Here is a 17,020-nt window from a genome sequence, read left to right as displayed (position 1 = left end):
TCGGAGTTGCTACAGAACCCACCATCATGATCACCAGGCCAGGGGTGTCGAGGACCATCGGACACCGACACACTCCCACCCACCACCGACACTTTTCCGACCCCACCCATGCACCACCCGACATCAACCACACCCAGACCTGGCCTCAGCCCCACACTGAGCCGCCCACCCTGCGCCGCCCACTCCGAGCCGACCCACCCCAACCCGACCCACCCGACCCGACCCGACCAGCCTCGACCCGGCCGACCCGACCCCAGCCGTCACGGCGTTCCGCAAAACCGGAAGCCACATCCACCCCTGTCCGACGATCAGGAGGTTCCGCGGAACCAGCCCCGCCCCGACCGCAGCCCCGACCCCGACCCACGCCCCGACTCCGACAAGACAGCGCGGTCATCTCGTCCCCGCCGTTATCCCATCGCCCTGATCCGTCACCGGGGCCGCCGTGCCGCCCGCTGCGACCCCAGTACTGCTTCGGTGAGAGCGACCAGTCACTGCCTGCATCCCGACCATGCACAACTGGCACGGCCAACCCCCGGGCCCCAGCCGCCCGTCCTCGGCAGCCAGAGGCCAGCCACCATCGACCCGCCCCACCCTGCGCGCTGAAGATTGGCTCAGCCCGGCGCGACGCAGGAGTGGACGACGTGACCCGGACCGCTCATGACACGCTCCTGACCAGGGAAAATTCCGTTGGCGTCCGGCGGTGCGGTGCGGCACTCTTGACCTGTTATGACCGACCCGCCCCCGATGTACCCCGTCCCCGCCAGCGGTTCCGAGGCCCCCGCGCCCGGCGCGGTCGGAAGCGTCTACCGGCGGACCCTCGCAACCCCCGGCGCGACCCGGTTCATCGGGCCGGCGTTCGTGGGACGGCTGCCGATCGCGATGCACGCGCTCGGCACGGTGCTGTTCGTGCAGGACCGGTCCGGCTCGTACGCCGTGGGCGGGGCGGTCGCCGCCGCCGGTGCGCTCAGCGAGGCGGTGTGCGTGCCGCGGGTAGGCCGCGCCCTGGACCGTTTCGGCCAGGCCAGGGTGCTGCTCGCCGGGCTCGCCGGGCATCTGCTCGGGGTGGCGGCGCTGCTGGCGACGGTGTGGGCCGGCACCCCCCGGCCGCTGTGGTTCCTCGCCGCGATGGTCGCCGGCGGCTGCCTGCCACCCGTCGGGACCTGTGTACGGGCCCGATGGAGCGCACTGCTGGGTGGTGGCGCGCTGCTGCCCGCCGCGCTCGCGCTGGAGGCGGCGATCGACGAGCTGGTGTTCATCCTGGGGCCCACCCTGGTGACGGCGCTGGTCGCCCTCGTCGACCCCGCCGCCGGCCTGCTGGCCTCGGCGGTCCTGCTCGGCGTCGGCGCCATGGGGCTCGCGCTGCAGCACGGCACCGATCCGGGGCCCCGGCCGGCGTCGGCCGCGCCACCGGAACGGATCATGCGGCGGCCGGACACCCGCACCCTGGTCGCGATCGTGTTTGCGATCGGGATCGGCTTCGGCGGGATCGATGTGGCCATGGTCGCCTTCGCCCGCGAGCAGGGCCTGGCGGCCATCGGCGGGCTGCTGCTGGGCATGTTCGCGGCCGGCTCGGGAATCTCCGGCCTGATCACCGGCGCCCGCACGCACGACCGCCCGCTCCGGGCCCGGCTGCTGCGCTCAATCGCGCTGTTGACGGTCGGCCTCGCACTCCCCCTGGCTGGGGTCGGCGTGGCCGCGATGATCCCGCTATCCGTCCTCGCCGGCGCCACGGTGGCCCCCACGATGATCGACGCGAACGCGATGATGGAGCGGATCGTTCCGCCACACGCCCGCACCGAGGGTTTCGCCTGGCTCACGATGGCGGTGGTCGGCGGCCTCGCCGTGGGTTCCCCGCTGGCCGGCCGCCTGATCGACACCGGGGGCGCACGGCTGGGCTACCTCGTGCCGGCGGGCGCGGGTCTGCTCGCCGGCCTGACGGCCCTGCTCGGGCGCCGGTACCTGCCGGACGTCGACGCCCGTGGCCCCGCCCCGGCCGGCGTCCAGCGCCCCGCCTCCGCAGTCGATACCACCGGCGCGGCCGCCCCCGCCGACTGACCGGCCCGGTCCACGGCTTCCGGCCCCCGGCCCCCGAGACGGGGCGCGCAGCGACCCGCTCGCCCGACAACCTCTCGCCGGGCGGCGGTTCGCTGAGGACACTCAGGAGGCGGTGTCGTCGCCCGCCTTGCCTGCGGTCCCCTCCCCGGTCTCGGCGTCAGCGGGGCCGATCGTCTCGGCAGTGGGAGCCGGCGCTCCGGACGCGGCCGGCGCAGCAGTCACGGCCGGAGCAGCAGTCACGGCCGGAGCAGCAGTCGCGGCGGCCGTGGCGACAACCTCGGCGGGTCGACGACGGAGCAGTCCGCGCCGGGCCCCGCAACGGGCCGCCTCGGCGTCACCGCGCCGTTTGCGGCCCTTGCGACCCGCCGCGGCGACCACGGTCGCGTCGTCGCTCGTGCCCTCCGCTGCCTTCTCCGTGGGATCGGCGGCCTCGGCCTTCTCAGCAGGCTCGGCCTTCTCAGCAGCCCCGGCCGCATCGACAGGCTCGGCCCCGTCTGCGGCCGCAGTCCCATCGGCAGCCGCAGTCCCATCGGCAGCCGCAGTCCCATCGGCAGCCTCCGCTGCGCCGGTGGCCTGCGCTGCGTCGGCCGCCACAGTCCCGTCATCAGGCTCCGCCGCACCGGCGGGCTCGGCGGCACCGGCGTCGGCGGCCGTCTCGGCGGTGGGCGTCGAGGGCAGCACCTCGGTGGCACCGGTTTCCGTCGAGGTTGCCGGGATGGATCCCTCGATGCCGGCGGATCCCTCTATGCCGGCGGATCCCTCGGTGCCGGCGGCGTTGACGACGCTCTCGCCGGCCGCGTCTCTGCTCGTCGCCGAGCCAGCCTCCGGCTGGGCCGTGGTCGGCTCGGGCGGGGCCTCGGCCGACGGCGCGGCGACCGGCTCGACCGGCTCGGCCGCGGGCGGCGTGGCGACGACCGGGTGGGGCGTGACCGGGTCGGCGGCGGCCTTGCGACCCCTGGAGGTGGGGGCTGCGGCCGCAGCGGCCGGCGTCACGTCGAGGGCGACCGTCCGCCACCCCTCGAAGACCTCGGTGACGGTGTAGCCGTCGGCGCTCAGCGCGTCGCGGAAGCGGACGAGCTGCTGGTAGGACAGCGTCAGATCCGCTGCGGCGACGGCGGTCTCCGCGCGCTGCGCACCGTCCGGGCCGTCGGCCGGATCCGCGTCCGGGAACGTCGCGACCGTCGCCGACACCCGATAGGTGGTCGAGGCGGCGGGGTTCACCGTCCCGGTCACGGTCCACGACCGACTGGCGACCCGGCCGACGGGCGGCTCGAGTGGCGCGCTCTCGGTCTGAGCGGCCAGCAGCGTGACAATCTTCGCCCCGGCCGTCATGGGCACCGTGTCGTCACTCTTACCCCATCGCACGCGCGCACGTCCTTTCCTCACGAAGTCGGCATCGTCCGCACGCCCGTTCGGCAGCGCCGGCGTCCCCCGGCCCCGGGAACGGCCCGGCCAACAGGCCGTCGGCGTGGGCGAGACCCGCATTCTGACGGACAGACCGGATGCGCTCCGCATCGGGGTGTGTTCCGACACAGCGGCGACATATCGGCGCAAACTAGCGGGAGGTCGGACATGATTGACGCACGCCAAGGAGCGAACGATCGGTGCGGCGCAGACATCGGCACGGATCACCGCGTGCGCGGGGCCCGCCGCCCCGCCCCAGAAAGCGCCGGAGGCGTGGCGCGGATTTCCGCCGCGACAACCAGGTCATGATCACATACGGAAACTACACATAGCAGTTAAATGATTACCTAGCTGTTCCACGTCGGTGGCGACCTCACGGGCCACCCCGTTCGGGATGGCTCCGCAGACGGCGTTCCCGGCCCCCACCGAGGCGCCCGCGGCGCGGCTCGCCGCCCCGTCCGTTCCGCCAAGCCAGCCCGGGCGTTGGACCATGAGCGTTATATTCTGCTTGCCGCACGTGACATACAGCGACGGTCTTCTACGACAGCGAGGTCGGGCGGAGTCAACGGTGTCAGACGAAGTGGCGGTCGGGTCCGGTGTCGGTGACGCCGCGTCCCCACCGTCGACCACCGGAATCATCAGGGTGTTCCTTCTTGACGACCACGAGGTAGTACGGCGCGGGCTGCGGGATCTCCTCACCGAGGAACCCGACGTGGAGGTGGTCGGCGAGGCCGGCCGGGCCGACGAGGCGCTCGGCCAGATCATCGCGCTGCGACCGCAGGTCGCGGTGCTCGACGCGCGGCTGGAGGATGGCAGCGGCATCGAGGTCTGCCGCCAGGTGCGCTCGGCGGACCCCGGAATCGCCTGCCTCATCCTCACCTCCTTCGACGACGAGGAGGCGCTCTTCACCGCGATCATGGCCGGCGCCGCCGGCTACGTCCTCAAACAGATCCGGGGCACGGCTCTGGTGGACGCGGTTCGCCAGGTGGCCGCGGGCAAGTCCCTGCTCGACCCGGCGGTCACGCCGCGGGTGCTGGTACGTCTGCGGGAGGGGCCGGCCGAGGATGAGCGGCTCGCCGGTCTGACCGACCAGGAACGGCGCATCCTGCGGCTGATCGCGGAGGGGCTCACGAACCGTCAGATCGCCAGCCGGATGTTCCTCGCCGAGAAGACGGTGAAGAACTACGTGTCCAGCATGCTGGCCAAGCTCGGCCTGGAGAGCCGAACCCAGGCCGCCGTCTTCGCCACCCGCCTGAACACCTGACGCGGCTGGCCGCCGGGCGCTAGCGGGCGGTCGAGTGGTCCGCCGGCGAGTACGCGTGCAGCGCTCCCGGCGGGGTGATGAGCGGGACCAGCCAGGTCACGGTCGTGCCGATGCCGTTCTCGCCGGGGCCGAACCCCATTCGGCCGCCCAGATCCAGCGCCCGGCGGCGCAGATTCGCCAGCCCGCTGCTGCGGGAGGCCCCGCCGGGACCGCAGCCGTCGTCGCGGACCTCGACGAGGACGTCCACACTGGTCACCCGCAGCAGCACGTCGATGCGGGTGGCCCGGGCATGCCGGGCGATGTTGGACAGCGCCTCCCGCAGCGCGGCGAGCATGTGCGGGCGGATCGCCGCGGGCACCCGGCGGTCGATCGGCCCGTCCACCCGGATCGTGGGGCTGATGCCGAGCGCGCGCTCGGTCTGGGCGACGATCGACCGGATCTCGGTGCCCAGGTCGGCACCGTCGAGGTCGGCGACCGTCAGCGAGAAGATGGTCTGGCGGATGTCGGCGATGGTCTGGTCGAGCTCGTCGGCGGCGACGTGCAGCCGCCCCGCCGCCGGGCCGTCCAGGACGCGGGCGAGGCTCTGCATCTGCAGGCCCGTCGCGAACAGCCGCTGGATCACGACGTCGTGCAGGTCGCGGGCGATCCGATCGCGTTCCTCGAACACCGCGAGGCGCTCCCGGTCGCGGTGGATGCGGGCGAGTTCGAGCGACAGGGCCGCCTGACCGGCGAAGGCGGCGGCCATCTCCAGGTCGAGGCCGCTGAAGGTCTCGAACGGACCGCTCGTGCCGAGGACGAGGATGCCCAGCGCTCGGCCGCCCGCCATGAGCGGCACCACCATCCCGACCATGGCCGTCGCGTCGGGGGTCTCCGGGCCGAGCAACGGGCCGCCGGGCGCGCCGGCGCCGACGAGCACGGCCCGCCCGGTGCGCATCGCCTCGGTCATCCGCTCGTTGCCGGTGAAGACCCGGCCGCGCAGGTGCTCCTGCCCCGGCCCGTCCACCACCCCGACGACCAGACCGGCGGCGTCGGGGACGAGGATCGCCGCGAGGCGCGCGGCGGTCGCCTGCCGGGCGCGGCGCGCCACCAGCTCGAGAGCCTCCTCGGGATCGGCCACCGACAGCAGCGCCGTGGTGATCTCCGCGCTGGCGGACAGCCAGGCCTGGCGGCGCCGCGTCGCCTCGTACAGGCGGGCGTTCTCGATCGCGAAGCCGACCGCGGCGGCCAGGGCGCAGGCCAGGCTCTCGTCCTCCCGGCTGAACTCGCCGCCGCCCCGCTTGGCCCCGAGGAACAGGGTGCCGAACGCCTCTCCGCGCACCATGATCGGGACGTTGAGGAAGGTGTCGAAGCGGGGATGACCCGGGGGGAAACCGACGGCGGCCGGATGGCCCGCCACGTCGGCGACGCGCAGCGGGCGGGGATAGCGCAGGCTCTCGCCGATCAGACCGCGGCCCAGCGGCAGCCGGCCGATCGTCCCGGGCACGCCCTCGGCGAAACCGACGTGGATGAGCTCGGTGATCTCGCCGGCCTCGCCGATGACCCCGAGGGCGCCGTATTCGGCGTCGACGAGCTGGCTGGCGGCCTGCGCGATGCGGCGCAGCGTGACCGGCAGGCTCAGTTCGCGGGCGACGTCGACCACCGCGTCGAGCAGGCCCTGCATCCGCGACTGCATCGAGGCCACCTCGTCGACCTGCGCGGACAGGCGGGTGCGCAGCTCGTCGAGAGGCGAGGGATCGCCCGCGGCCGGCACCGCCCACGGGCGTCCATCGGAGGGCACAACAGTCATCGCGGGTGATTCCTCCTCGCTCCGCGCGGCTCCCAGCCGGGCCCCTCGGCGAAGAGCGGCCGCCCGAAGGTGGGATCACTCTGGCGTGCAGGATATCCACCGGGGCGATTGCGGGGAATACCCTCGGCGGCGGCCCGGGTCCCTTCCGCCGCCGGCGCCCGGGTCCGCCGCCTCCGCGCCGCCCGACGCGGCGCAACGTGGAGTGCGGACCGCAAGCAGAAGTACAGTGTGCTGCATGGCAGTGCTGCGTCCTCTCCTGCACCGCGACCGCGTGACGGACCTGGGTCGGGCCGTCAGCGCGGCGTGTACCGGGCGGGTCTGAGGCGCCTCGTCGTCGCCGGCGGATCGGCGCGCGTCCAGCCCCGTCCGCCGCCTTCCGGTCCCGCACCGCGCCGGGCCCGACCGAACGCCCCCACGCGCTCCTGCGAGCGCGCCCCGCCGCCCGGCTCGCCGCGGCCCTGCGGGGTGGACGGTCGCCCGCGCCGATCCCCGCCCCCGCCGGCCGCCCTTCTCCCGGCCGACGCGGTGGCACTCGTTCGCCTCCACCGCCCTGGGAGTTCCCCGTGCCTCTTCTGCACCCGGCGCTCGGCGCCGACCCGGCCCGTCACGCCGCGCCCTTCCTGCCGGCCCCCTTTCTGCCGGCCGCGTGCCTCAGCGACGAGCCGGGCATCATCGACCTGGCGACACTGCGGGACCTGACTGCGGCCTTCGCCGGCGTGCCGGAGATCTGGCGCCCGGTGATCCACCACCGTCCCGACCGTCGCTGGTACACGCGGCTGCTGCTTTCCGCGACGGTCGAGGTGTGGTTGATCGGGTGGTATCCGGGGCAGCAGACCGAGGTGCACGACCACGGGGGCGCGCTGGGGGCGATGACGGTCGCCGAGGGCCGCGTCGAGGAGGACCGGTACGATCGGAACTGGACGATCACGCGGGTCCGCCAGCACCTGACCGGCTCGTCTGTCGGGTTCGGCGCGGAGCACGTGCACCGGGTCGCCAACCGCGGGCAGGAGGTCGCCACGACCATCCACGCGTACTCCCCGCCGGAGCTGCCGATGCGCTTCGCGCCGACGCAGGACGGCGCCGACGTGCGCGCGGCGGCGGTCCCGGCACCGGCGCTCGCGACCCCGGCCGGGCGGGACGTCGCGGCCGTGGGCGCCGCGCGGTGACCGCCGGCGGGAGCAGGATCGACGCGATGCTCGCCGCGGCCCGCTCCCGCCTGCGGCGCCTCGAGCCCGCCGAGGCGGCGCAGGCGTTGGCCGAGGGCTCGGGCAGCGTCCTCGTCGACATCCGGCCCGCCGCCCAACGGGCCGCGGAGGGGGAGATCCCCGACGCCGTGGTCGTCGAACGCAACGTGCTCGAATGGCGCTTTGACCCGACCAGCGACGCCCGGTTGCCGATCGCGACCGGCGACGACCTTCAGATCATCGTGATCTGCTCCGAGGGCTACACCTCCAGCCTCGCCGCCGACGCGCTGCGCCAGCTCGGCCTGCGGCGGGCCACCGACGTAATCGGCGGATACCACGCCTGGGCCGCCGCGGGCCTGCCGATCCGCGGCGGTGCGTGACCGGTCCGACGCCGATCGCCCCACTCGGCGGTACGCCACCGGAACTTTCCGCGTACCCCGAACCCCACCTGCGGCGCTTGCATCAGCAAAGGCGTCGAATGTGGTTCTGCGCACATTTCACGGCCGAATCCGGCCCGGTGACGCCCCCCGGACGGGGTTCCCCCGTTCGTCACCTGCTCGCAACGCGGCCGCGCGCGGCGCCGGGTGGGCGATCGTAGTCCTCTCCGTGAGGGCTTCGGTGTCCCGTGTCGGCCACTGGACAGCGATCTCCTGGGTGCCCGTTTCCGCTGCCCACCAGCAATTCTCCCCTGACGAGCAGCCTCGTCCCGCACCCGGCCGCCACTGCCATCAAGATCATCAAGGTTGGCTCGCGCCGTTGCGGATCACCCGCACGGCGTCCCGGCGCGCGCCCTGACGGCCCGCGGAAGCACTCCGGACGTCCGCGTTCCGGAACCCTTGCTATCCGGTCGAGAGGCGTCTACGTTCCTCGGTTAACGAGACGAGACGGGATCGTTTCCGAGTGGAGCCCACCCCCGGTATGCCAGGCGAATGGCACCGTCGGTGGATTCCTCCCGGAACCCCAGGGGGCCTCTCGCCGCAACAAGGTTGACCTGCCTGTCTGGGGTGTCGCGCTACGCCGGATTTGGCGGTCTGCAAAAGCATGTGTCCGCCTTTGCAACGTCAGCAGGAGACGGTATGCCCAGTCAGCTCAGCGTGCTATCTGCCAGAAGCTCCGCCGCACCCAGCTTCCTGTTCGCCGCGTGCCACTGCGTCTGCGGTGATGCCCGATGAGCGCCGGGGTACCTGTTCTTCCCGGTCGTGACCTGCCGCCGCAGCCGTTCGGCGCCGGCTGGCCCGCCTACTGGCGCCAGGACGCGGCCTGCCGCGACGGCGATCCGGACGCGTTCTTCCCGCCGGACGGCCGTAACACCAAGGCCCGCGCCGCCGCCGAGACCCGCGCCCGCAAGATCTGCTCGGACTGCCCGGTGCAGCGTCCCTGCCTGGCCACCGCGATCTTCCGGCAGGAGGAGCACGGCGTGTGGGGTGGGCTGACCTCGGACGAGCGCGCCACCGTCGTTCCCCGCGGCCGCCTGAGCGCTGACGACGCGCTGGTGTTCGCCGACCGCCTGCTGCTGTCGGCCTCGGTCGCGAGCTGACCTCCAGTACCTGCAGACCCCCCTGGTACTGCTGACCCCCTGGCACTACAACCGCCCCAGAGACGGTACGGCGAACGGCCCGACCCCCACGCGGGGCCGGGCCGTTCGCCGTCAAGTTCCCCGGCTGGTACATTTCCGCATTCCAGAACAGCTCGACACGGCCATGCACGGGAATGCGGGTGAAGTCATGTTCTCCACGCGCGGTATCAGATCACTCGGCGGTGTCGAGTGAGGCCGCCCCGCCGGCTGCTGCTGCTGCGTCACGCCAAGTCCGACTGGGCCGACGGTTCCATCCCGGACATCGACCGGCCGCTGTCCGACGCCGGGCGCCGCGGATGCCGGCTCATCGCCCGCCATCTCGCCGACAACGGGCTGGCCCCGGACCTCATCCTGTGCTCGGCCGCCCTGCGGACCAGACAGACCGTCGAGGGCATCGCCGAGGCGCTGCCGGCGAGCGTGCCGGTGCTGGTCGAGGACCGCCTCTACCTGGCGGAGGCGCAGGCCCTGCTGGAACGGCTGCACGAGGTCGACGACGGGGTGCCGAGCGTCCTGCTCGTGGCACACAACCCCGGCATCCACACGCTCGCCGTGGCCCTGCTCGCCCCCGACGAACGCTTCCGGATCCCCACCTTCCCGACCGCCGCGCTCGCGGTCGAGGACCTTGCCGTGTCGCGGTGGGCCGAGCTCGGCCAGGATTCGACCCGGCTCGTCTCCTACGTCACTCCCCGCGCGCTGCGTGCGGCAGCCGACCCCCCGGCCGCCTCGAGCTGAGCGCGGGGCGCCGCCCGACTCGCCAGGCTCAGTACGCCTGCTCCATGATCCGGGAGGCCAGGGCGACGATGCCGCCGCCGACCAGCAGCACGGCGGTGACGATCCACAGCGGCACCGAGGCGAAGATGAGCGCGAAACTCCCGATCACGAAGCCCGCGATCAGCAGTAGCACCGCCAGCCACGAACCCGTGTTGGCCTTGTGGTGACCGGTCTCACTCGCCACGTCCACTCCTGTCCCTCTCATCCCACCGCCTGCCGGCAGCGGGATGCGCCTCGTTCCCGCTGCGAGACTACCTGCGAACACCGATGGCGGATGCCCGGGGCCGATGTGCGTTCGCCCCTTCTTCCGACCCGTCCGCGCAGGCAGGTCGGCAGGGTGGTACCCGGACCGCACCGGGCCCTTCGGCCCGCCGTCCGGGGTCCGGTCGGCTCCGTCCGGGCTCCGTCCGGGCTCCATCCGGGTTCCTCCGGGCTCAGATGAATCCGGCGATCCGGCGCAGATCGACGAGCTGGTCGTCGAGCCAGCGCCGGACGTCATGGGTGCGGACCTGTTCGGCGGCGGCGGCGAGCCGGCGGTGGCGCTCCTCCATCGGCATCGTCAGCGCCGTGTACAGGGCGTCGGCCATCTGCTGGACGTCGAACGGCTGGAGGGTCACCGCGAACTCGCCGAGCTCCTCATGGGCGCCGGCCATCTCGGACAGGGCCAGCACACCGCCGCGACGGTTGACGACCGCCACCTCCTTCGCGACGAGGTTCATCCCGTCGGCGATCGCGTTGACGATCAGCACATCGCAGATCGAGTAGGCCGCCACGGCCAGCGGGAAGTCCTCCACCATCCGCAGGTCGATCGGCTGGCGGCCCTCCTTGGTGTGCCGGGCGTTGATCTCGGCGACGACGGCGCCGATGAGCGCGATGTAGTCGGCGTACTCCGGGACGTCGGTGCGGCTGGGCTGCAGCAGGGCGAGGAAGCTGACCTTGCCGACCAGCTCGGGATGCTGGTCGAGCAGCGTGCCGAAGGCGAGGAAGCCCCGCACGACGTTCTTGCTCGGGTCGGTGCGGTCGACACGCAGGATGAGCTGACGATCGTCGTCGAGGAAGATGTAGCGCAGCATCGCGATGTGCGCCGCGACCTCCTCCGACGCCTGGGTGGCGTCGAGCGCGGCCGCGTCGACCGAGATCGGGTAGTAGCGGGCGCGGACNACCCGGTCCCCGACCGTGACGGTGAGCTGCTCCAGGTCGACGGGCAGGCCGAGGAGTTCCTGGGCGCACAGGACGAAGTTGCGGGCGTAGCGGCGGGTGTGGAAGCCGACGACATCGCTGCCGAGCAGCCCGCGCAGCAGCCGCTCGCGGATGTCGCCGGGCAGAATGCGCCACTCGTCCGGGCCCGGCCAGGGGATGTGCACGAAGTGGGTGAGCACGACGTCGGGGCACTGCTCGCGCACCCAGTCGGCGACCAGGTAGAAGTGGTAGTCCTGCAGCAGGACGAGGGCCTTGCCCCCGCGGGCACGCACCTCGTCGACGACCGCGTCGGCGTAGGCGCGGTTGACCGCCGCGTAGCCGTTCTCGAAGGCGTCGTGCTCGGCCCGGGTCAGCACCGGCGCGAGCGACCGGCCGTAGAGGCCGTGCTGGATGAACCAGAGGATCGGGTTGGACCACACGCTGTAGAAGTCGGCGTAGGCGGTCGGGTCGGTGACGACGAGGCGGACCCGGATCGCCGGGCCGTCCGGCTCGCCGTCCACCACGTGGGGCTGGGGAGCGGTCTGGACGAGGATGGAGCTGCCCGCGCTCTCCGCCGCGACGGCGGCGTCCTCCTCGCCGGCGGCGCCACAGACCCAGACGGCGTCGTCGAGGTGTTCGGCGAGTCCGGACAGGGCCGACACGAGGCCCCCCGCGCCCCGGTTCACGGTGCGACCGGAGGCATCCCGGTCGAAGCTAACAGGACCGCGGTTGGACAGGAGTACGAGAGGCAGGTCGAGGGGGATGAAGTCCGACACGGCGGATGCAGCCTCCTGGTCACGGGCGGTACTCGGCGTCCGGTGCCGCTGATCGCTCGGGCGCCCGGGCGCACGGGGACAATCCGGACTGTAGTGAGCCCCGCTTTCGGATGCACCGCGTTGCAGGGCGCCTGAAGCGTTGTTACCCAGACCTTCATCTGGTCACTGTTGCCACCGGCGCGATATCCGTCCGTGACCCGCACTCCCCCCTATTGTGGGGATTCGGCCGCCCCCCGCGACATCGGGTGTGCCGACGATCACGGCAGGTGGGCTACAGGCCGTCCCGGTAGTCCCGGACCTCCTGCACGGCCGAGCCCAGGGAGGCAAGCGACATCTGCAATGTGTCACGCGTCTCGACGAGCGCGCTCGTGAGCTGCTCGACGGCACGATGCTCGCTGCCGTCGGTCGCCGCGATCACCATCGCCTGCGCCTCTTCGATCATGCTCAGCGCGCCCTCGAGCTGGCCGGCCACCTCCTCGGTGCGCCGGAACGCCTCGTCGAGCTGCGCCTTGACGTCGGCGATCGTGCCTGACACCCGTCCTCATCCCTTCCTGGAACCGCCGGCCCGCGAGCCGGACGGCGGCGCCTGCTCGGTGCCCGAGCCGAGCCCGAGGCCGAACCGGGCCGCGGCCGCGAGCGCGAGCAGCGCGGCGGCCACGTCGACCGGCGCCATCGGTGCGAGCCGGAACGTGGCGAGCACCGCCACCGCGGCGGCGCCCGCTCCCAGCATGCCTGCCCGGAACACGGCCATCNCCCCNCCATCGGAGCCGGCCGCCACGGCCACCAACGCCGCCGCGAGCACCGCCGCACCGATGATGCAGGGCAGCCCGGGCGCCTCGGTGAACGCCCGCAACACCCCCACGACCACGAGGCTGAGCAGGCAGGCGAGCGCGGTCATCAGCCCGGCGGAGGCCGAACCGGCCGCCTTGGAGACCGCCCGCAGCTCCGCGGCCTTGCTCATCGCCTCCAGGCAGAGGTCGTAGGCCTGGCGGGGGGCGGTGCGCGGATCGACCGGGGCAGCCGCCGTCGGCTGCCCGACGACGCCGAGCTCCCCGCGTCCCGACCGGCCCGCACGCCCCGACCGGCCCGCACGCCCCGACCCGCCCTGGCGGCCGGCAGCATGGCCGGCGTCCGACCCACCGCGCAGGTCCCGCCCGGAACTCGCCAGCGGCCGACCGGGCCGCCGCTGGGCCGGCGCGTCGGCGCCGCGGCGCGGGGCGGACTTCTTCGTGAGCGCGACCGCGGCGGCGGGCTCGGCGGCGGCCGGCCTGAGCTGATCGAGCTCGGTGAGCCCGTACTGGGCCAGCGGCTCGGCGACCTGCGCCCACACGCTCTCGACCCGGGCCCGGATGTCGGCGGCGGCCTCACGGTGCCGCCGCGCCTGCGCGCGGCCACCCTGGCGCCGCTGGTAGGCGTCCCGATCCGCGCGGGCGCGGGCGGCGTCGGAGGCGCCGAGCAGCCTCCGGTACTGCATCGCCGCCTTCAGCGGATCGTCGGGGCCGGGATCGGGATCGGCGCCCGCCGGACCGCCCGCCGGACCGCCCGGCTGACGTCCCAGCGCACCGGCGTAGGCGGCGGCCGCGCCACCGCCTGGTTCGCCCGGCACGACGACGCGATCCCCGGCGGGCGGCCCACCCGGAGCGGGGACGGCCGTGATCGCAGCCGCGTCCGGCGTCGCCGTCGCGCCCCGCTGCCACGACCCGGCGATAGACCAGGCCTCGGGGGTGTCCAACGACTCAGCTCCCGCCATCATCCCGCTCCGTCCTCCCCCGGGGCCGGCCGGCCGGGCGGGCCCCGCCTCGCGGCGGGTACCCACCCATCCGGCGCCGTCTGGATCTTCCTGCCCGATCGCCACCGCCCTACCCCCGCACCATCGGCGCGAACGGCACCACCGTGCGCGGCTCGGACTGGATGTGCCGGTCGAACAGCACCGCCCGGTTCGGCATCGTCCCGCCGGCCACCGGGCGATGGCCGGCCAGGGCGAACAGGTCGCTGCCGGGCACGCCCGCGGCCGCCCACGCCGCGATGTCGTCCCTGTTCACCGGCCCGAGGTCCTCCGCCATCCGGGACACCCCGCGCCACCAGCCGACCAGGTGGACACGGGTCGCCGGGCCGCGGCGGGTGACCGTGCGCAGATCGTCGAGGCCGGTCCGGCGCGACGCCGGATCACGCACCTCCAGGGCGGCCCGCCCGGCGTCCATCGCGAACACCACCACCAGCCGCAGGGGCGGTTCCGGGCCGCCGGCGCCGGCGAGCGCCGCCTCCTCCCGCGCCCGGGTCTCGTCCGCGGCGGCGGCGAGCACCGCGCGCAGCCCGGTGACGTCGGCGACCCGGACGGGGTGACCGGAGCGCCGCATCCGCTGGGCGAGGATCTCCGCCGCGCCGAGCGCGGTCGGCTCCGCGGCGACGATCTCCGCCACGAGGCCGCCGGCCGGTAGCTGGGCGGCGACGCTGGCCGCCGCCGCCTGCACCATGCCGACCGCCTCCCGGCGCAGCGGGCCGAGCACGGCGAGATGGCGCCCGGGCGAGGCGGCGAGGCGAATCCCGACCGCCGCCGGGGCGAGGTCGACGGGCACCCCGACCAGCGCGAGCGGGTCGCCGCCGGGCATCGCGACGGCAGGCATCGCGACGGCAGGCATCGCGGACCGGTCGGGAGCCACGGCGAGGGGCTCCGACTCGGCGGGTGCGTCCGCGCCGATCGGGGCCGGCGGTTCGTCCCCGATCGGCGCTGCGGCGGACTCGATCGCCGGCGGCGCCGGACGCCCGTCCAACGCGCGGTAGACCGGGTTGTCGTCGAGGATCGCCGGGGCGTGCCCGACGAAGACTCGCGGTCGGGGCGCCGACGGCAGGCTGCGCGCCGTGGCGGTCGCCAGCCGGTCCCGCAACTGGGCGATCACGACCGGGTCGGGGAAGGCGACCCGGACGAGCTCGTTGCCGGCCGGATGGCCGTTGCGCCGGTTCACGATCGCCTCGCCGACGCCGGACAGCGCGCCCGCGGCCTCGTTCGACGTGGACAGCAGGACCCGCGACTCCGAGATCGAGGTGCGCAGCGCCACCCTCAGCGCGAACTGGCCGAAGATCGACCCGCGCTTGCCGGCGGTGGAGTCGAGGGCGTCGATGCCGGACAGCGTCTGGCTGGCCAGCAGCAGGTGAACGCCGTAGGCGCGGCCCTGGCGGGCCAGGACCTCCAGGTGGGCGACGCCCTCGCGGGCGATGGCGTCCATCGGGGTGAGCATCACCTGGAACTCGTCCACGACGACGATGACCCGCGGCCAGGCGGAGCTGCGGTCGGCGGCCCGCAGACCGCGCAGGTCCCGCGCGCCGACGGCCCGCATCGCCACCGAGCGGCGGCGCATGTCCTCGCGGACCGCGCGCAGGACGGCGACGCCGAACTCACGGTCGCTCTCGATGCCGACGGTGTCGGCGTGCGGCAGGAAGAACGGGTCGGCGACCCCGGCGGCGAACTGGGCGAACTCCAGGCCCTCCTTGAAGTCCAGCAGGTGGAAGCGGACCTGGTCGGGGGCGTAGCGGGCGGCGATGCCGTAGACCATGTCGAGTAGCAGGGTCGACTTGCCGGCGCCGGCCTGACCGCCGACGAGGGCGTGGACGGTGTCGTCGTCGAAGGTGAGCCGCACCGGCCCGTCGGGGCCCTGAGCGACGGGCACGGTGATCCCGGCGGCGCTGTCGGACTCCCACAGGGCGCCGGGCAGCAGCTCGGCGATGCCGGGGGGGCGGGACGCCTCGCGGGCGGCCGCGTCGGCGACCTGTTTCGTGACGGCGGTGACGAGATCCGGCGGCGGCGGCGGGTCGAGCTGGACGGCCAGCAGGCCGGTCAGCGAGGTGCGCCAAAGGCCGGGCTGCGCGCCGCGCCAGTCCGGGCGATCGGCGAGCAGCTCGACGGCGGTGAACACCACCGAGTTCGGCAGCGCCTCGGCGACCGAGTCGGCCGCCTCGTCCAGACGGAGATCGTCGGAGTCGGGGTCGGGCGGGGTCACGTCGTCGAGCTCGTCTCCCCCGTCCAGGCCGCCCTGGTGGGGCTGCGGGACGAGCTGGACGATGGAGAGGACATGGACGCCGCAGGCGGGCCCCTGCGCGGCGACGGCCGCCAGCGACCGGGCACCCTCCTCGTACAGGCGCGGATCGCCGAGCAGCACCAGCAGCAGCCACGGTTCCGGCCGGCCGTGGCCGGCGTCCTCGCGTTCCCGTAGCGAGTCGAACCGGCCGGCGAGCCGCTCGACGGTGATCCGGCCCACCTCCGCGGACAGCTCGGCGAGGCGCTCCTCCAGCCGGGCCCGGGTGGTGATGGTGGCCGACGCGACGCCGGCGGCCCGCAGCGGCGCGAAGCCCGCGAGGCCGGCGCCGAGCTCGTGCGGGTCGTAGACGACGAGGTGGACCCGGCCGGCGGGCACCGCGGCCAGGATCCGGGTGAGCAGCCCGCGGACGAGATCGACCGCGGCGGCACGCCGCGCCGGGGTGGTCTCGATCCGCAGGTTGCGGCCATCGAGCAGCGGCACCGCCAGCGGCACCGTGCTGTGCGGCGTGCCTGGCTCATCCGGCGGGATGACGACCTGCCCGACCTGCCACAGGCCCGGGCGGAAGCGGCTGCGCACGCCACCCCCCGCGGCGGGGACGGCACCGAACGGGCCGTGCCGCCAGTCGGGGGCGGCCCAGGAGGCACCAGCGAAGCCACGGGCCCCGCTACGAGCGATCATCCGGGCCTGCGCCAGCTCGGCGTCGACGCCGTGCGACCCGGGCGCCGCGCCCGGCCGGCCCGGGGCGCTCGGCGCCGCCGTGGACGCGGTCGACGCTCCGCCACGTTCGAGCTCGGCCGCCTGCTCCTCCAGCCGGTCGGCGAGGGCCAGCGCCGCTCCCAGCGAGGACTGAATACCGGCCACGAGCGTGCGCGCCCGCCGGGTACCCGACATCGTCGACCTCCCCACACCATCTCCGCACCACACCGGGACCTCGGCACCACACCGAAGACCTCGGCACCACACCGGCACCTCGGCACCACACCGGCACCTC

General features: G+C 74.1%; 12 protein-coding genes and 1 pseudogene. 6 read left to right on the top strand and 7 right to left on the bottom strand.

Features of this window, described 5'->3' with window-relative positions; translation table 11 throughout:
• The first annotated feature begins 726 nt into the window (after positions 1 to 726).
• Positions 727 to 2,055 carry an MFS transporter gene (locus tag FF36_RS04455; protein WP_052680943.1) on the top strand — a complete coding sequence of 443 codons (1,329 nt, stop codon included), beginning with the start codon at positions 727 to 729 and terminating at the stop codon, positions 2,053 to 2,055.
• 102 nt (positions 2,056 to 2,157) lie between these two features.
• Here the strand turns inward: FF36_RS04455 and FF36_RS04450 are convergent, their stop codons facing one another.
• The gene (locus tag FF36_RS04450) at positions 2,158 to 3,420 is read right to left on the bottom strand and encodes a hypothetical protein (RefSeq protein WP_128423260.1); all 1,263 of its coding nucleotides are present in this window, start codon (positions 3,418 to 3,420) and stop codon (positions 2,158 to 2,160) included.
• A 607-nt stretch (positions 3,421 to 4,027) separates the two neighbouring features.
• Between FF36_RS04450 and FF36_RS04445 the strand changes: the two genes are divergently transcribed.
• Positions 4,028 to 4,723 (top strand): response regulator, encoded by a 696-nt coding sequence (locus FF36_RS04445; protein WP_082121665.1) that lies wholly within the window; start codon positions 4,028 to 4,030, stop codon positions 4,721 to 4,723.
• A gap of 19 nt (positions 4,724 to 4,742) precedes the next feature.
• Here FF36_RS04445 and FF36_RS04440 read toward each other — a convergent pair whose 3' ends face one another.
• The gene (locus FF36_RS04440; RefSeq protein ID WP_044883660.1) at positions 4,743 to 6,509 is read right to left on the bottom strand and encodes a sensor histidine kinase; all 1,767 of its coding nucleotides are present in this window, start codon (positions 6,507 to 6,509) and stop codon (positions 4,743 to 4,745) included.
• Positions 6,510 to 7,072: 563 nt separating this feature from the next.
• On the opposite strand from FF36_RS04440, the gene FF36_RS04435 reads away from it, so the two are divergent.
• From FF36_RS04435 to FF36_RS04420, 4 genes are all read left to right on the top strand, one after another.
• Positions 7,073 to 7,675 carry a cysteine dioxygenase gene (locus FF36_RS04435; RefSeq protein WP_044883659.1) on the top strand — a complete coding sequence of 201 codons (603 nt, stop codon included), beginning with the start codon at positions 7,073 to 7,075 and terminating at the stop codon, positions 7,673 to 7,675.
• 26 nt (positions 7,676 to 7,701) lie between these two features.
• A complete protein-coding gene (locus tag FF36_RS04430) occupies positions 7,702 to 8,073 on the top strand; it encodes a rhodanese-like domain-containing protein (RefSeq protein ID WP_044883703.1) in 372 nt (123 codons plus the stop codon).
• Between the two features lie 788 nt (positions 8,074 to 8,861).
• Positions 8,862 to 9,230, top strand: coding sequence for a WhiB family transcriptional regulator (locus tag FF36_RS04425; RefSeq protein WP_011603451.1), 369 nt, complete (start codon positions 8,862 to 8,864; stop codon positions 9,228 to 9,230).
• Between the two features lie 228 nt (positions 9,231 to 9,458).
• Positions 9,459 to 10,001: a SixA phosphatase family protein gene (locus FF36_RS04420; protein WP_044883658.1), complete on the top strand. Its 543-nt coding sequence runs from the start codon at positions 9,459 to 9,461 to the stop codon at positions 9,999 to 10,001.
• Positions 10,002 to 10,029: 28 nt separating this feature from the next.
• On the opposite strand, the gene FF36_RS04415 is transcribed toward FF36_RS04420, so the two are convergent.
• From FF36_RS04415 to FF36_RS04395, 5 genes and pseudogenes are all read right to left on the bottom strand, one after another.
• Positions 10,030 to 10,224, bottom strand: a complete 195-nt coding sequence (locus FF36_RS04415; RefSeq protein WP_370657157.1) for a hypothetical protein — start codon at positions 10,222 to 10,224, stop codon at positions 10,030 to 10,032.
• Between the two features lie 250 nt (positions 10,225 to 10,474).
• Positions 10,475 to 11,200 (bottom strand): annotated as a pseudogene (locus FF36_RS37090) (trehalose-6-phosphate synthase); the annotation flags it as partial.
• A 1-nt stretch (position 11,201) separates the two neighbouring features.
• Positions 11,202 to 11,995: trehalose-6-phosphate synthase (locus FF36_RS37085; protein WP_242422285.1), on the bottom strand; the 794-nt coding region annotated here is incomplete at its 3' end.
• A 271-nt stretch (positions 11,996 to 12,266) separates the two neighbouring features.
• The gene (locus FF36_RS04405; RefSeq protein ID WP_009739496.1) at positions 12,267 to 12,530 is read right to left on the bottom strand and encodes a hypothetical protein; all 264 of its coding nucleotides are present in this window, start codon (positions 12,528 to 12,530) and stop codon (positions 12,267 to 12,269) included.
• Positions 12,531 to 13,854: 1,324 nt separating this feature from the next.
• The gene (locus FF36_RS04395; RefSeq protein ID WP_044883655.1) at positions 13,855 to 16,920 is read right to left on the bottom strand and encodes an FtsK/SpoIIIE domain-containing protein; all 3,066 of its coding nucleotides are present in this window, start codon (positions 16,918 to 16,920) and stop codon (positions 13,855 to 13,857) included.
• Positions 16,921 to 17,020: the final 100 nt, after the last annotated feature.

Source organism: Frankia torreyi (assembly GCF_000948395.1).
Classification (GTDB): Bacteria; Actinomycetota; Actinomycetes; order Frankiales; family Frankiaceae; genus Frankia; species Frankia torreyi.
This window is presented reverse-complemented; position numbering and strand designations above follow the sequence as displayed.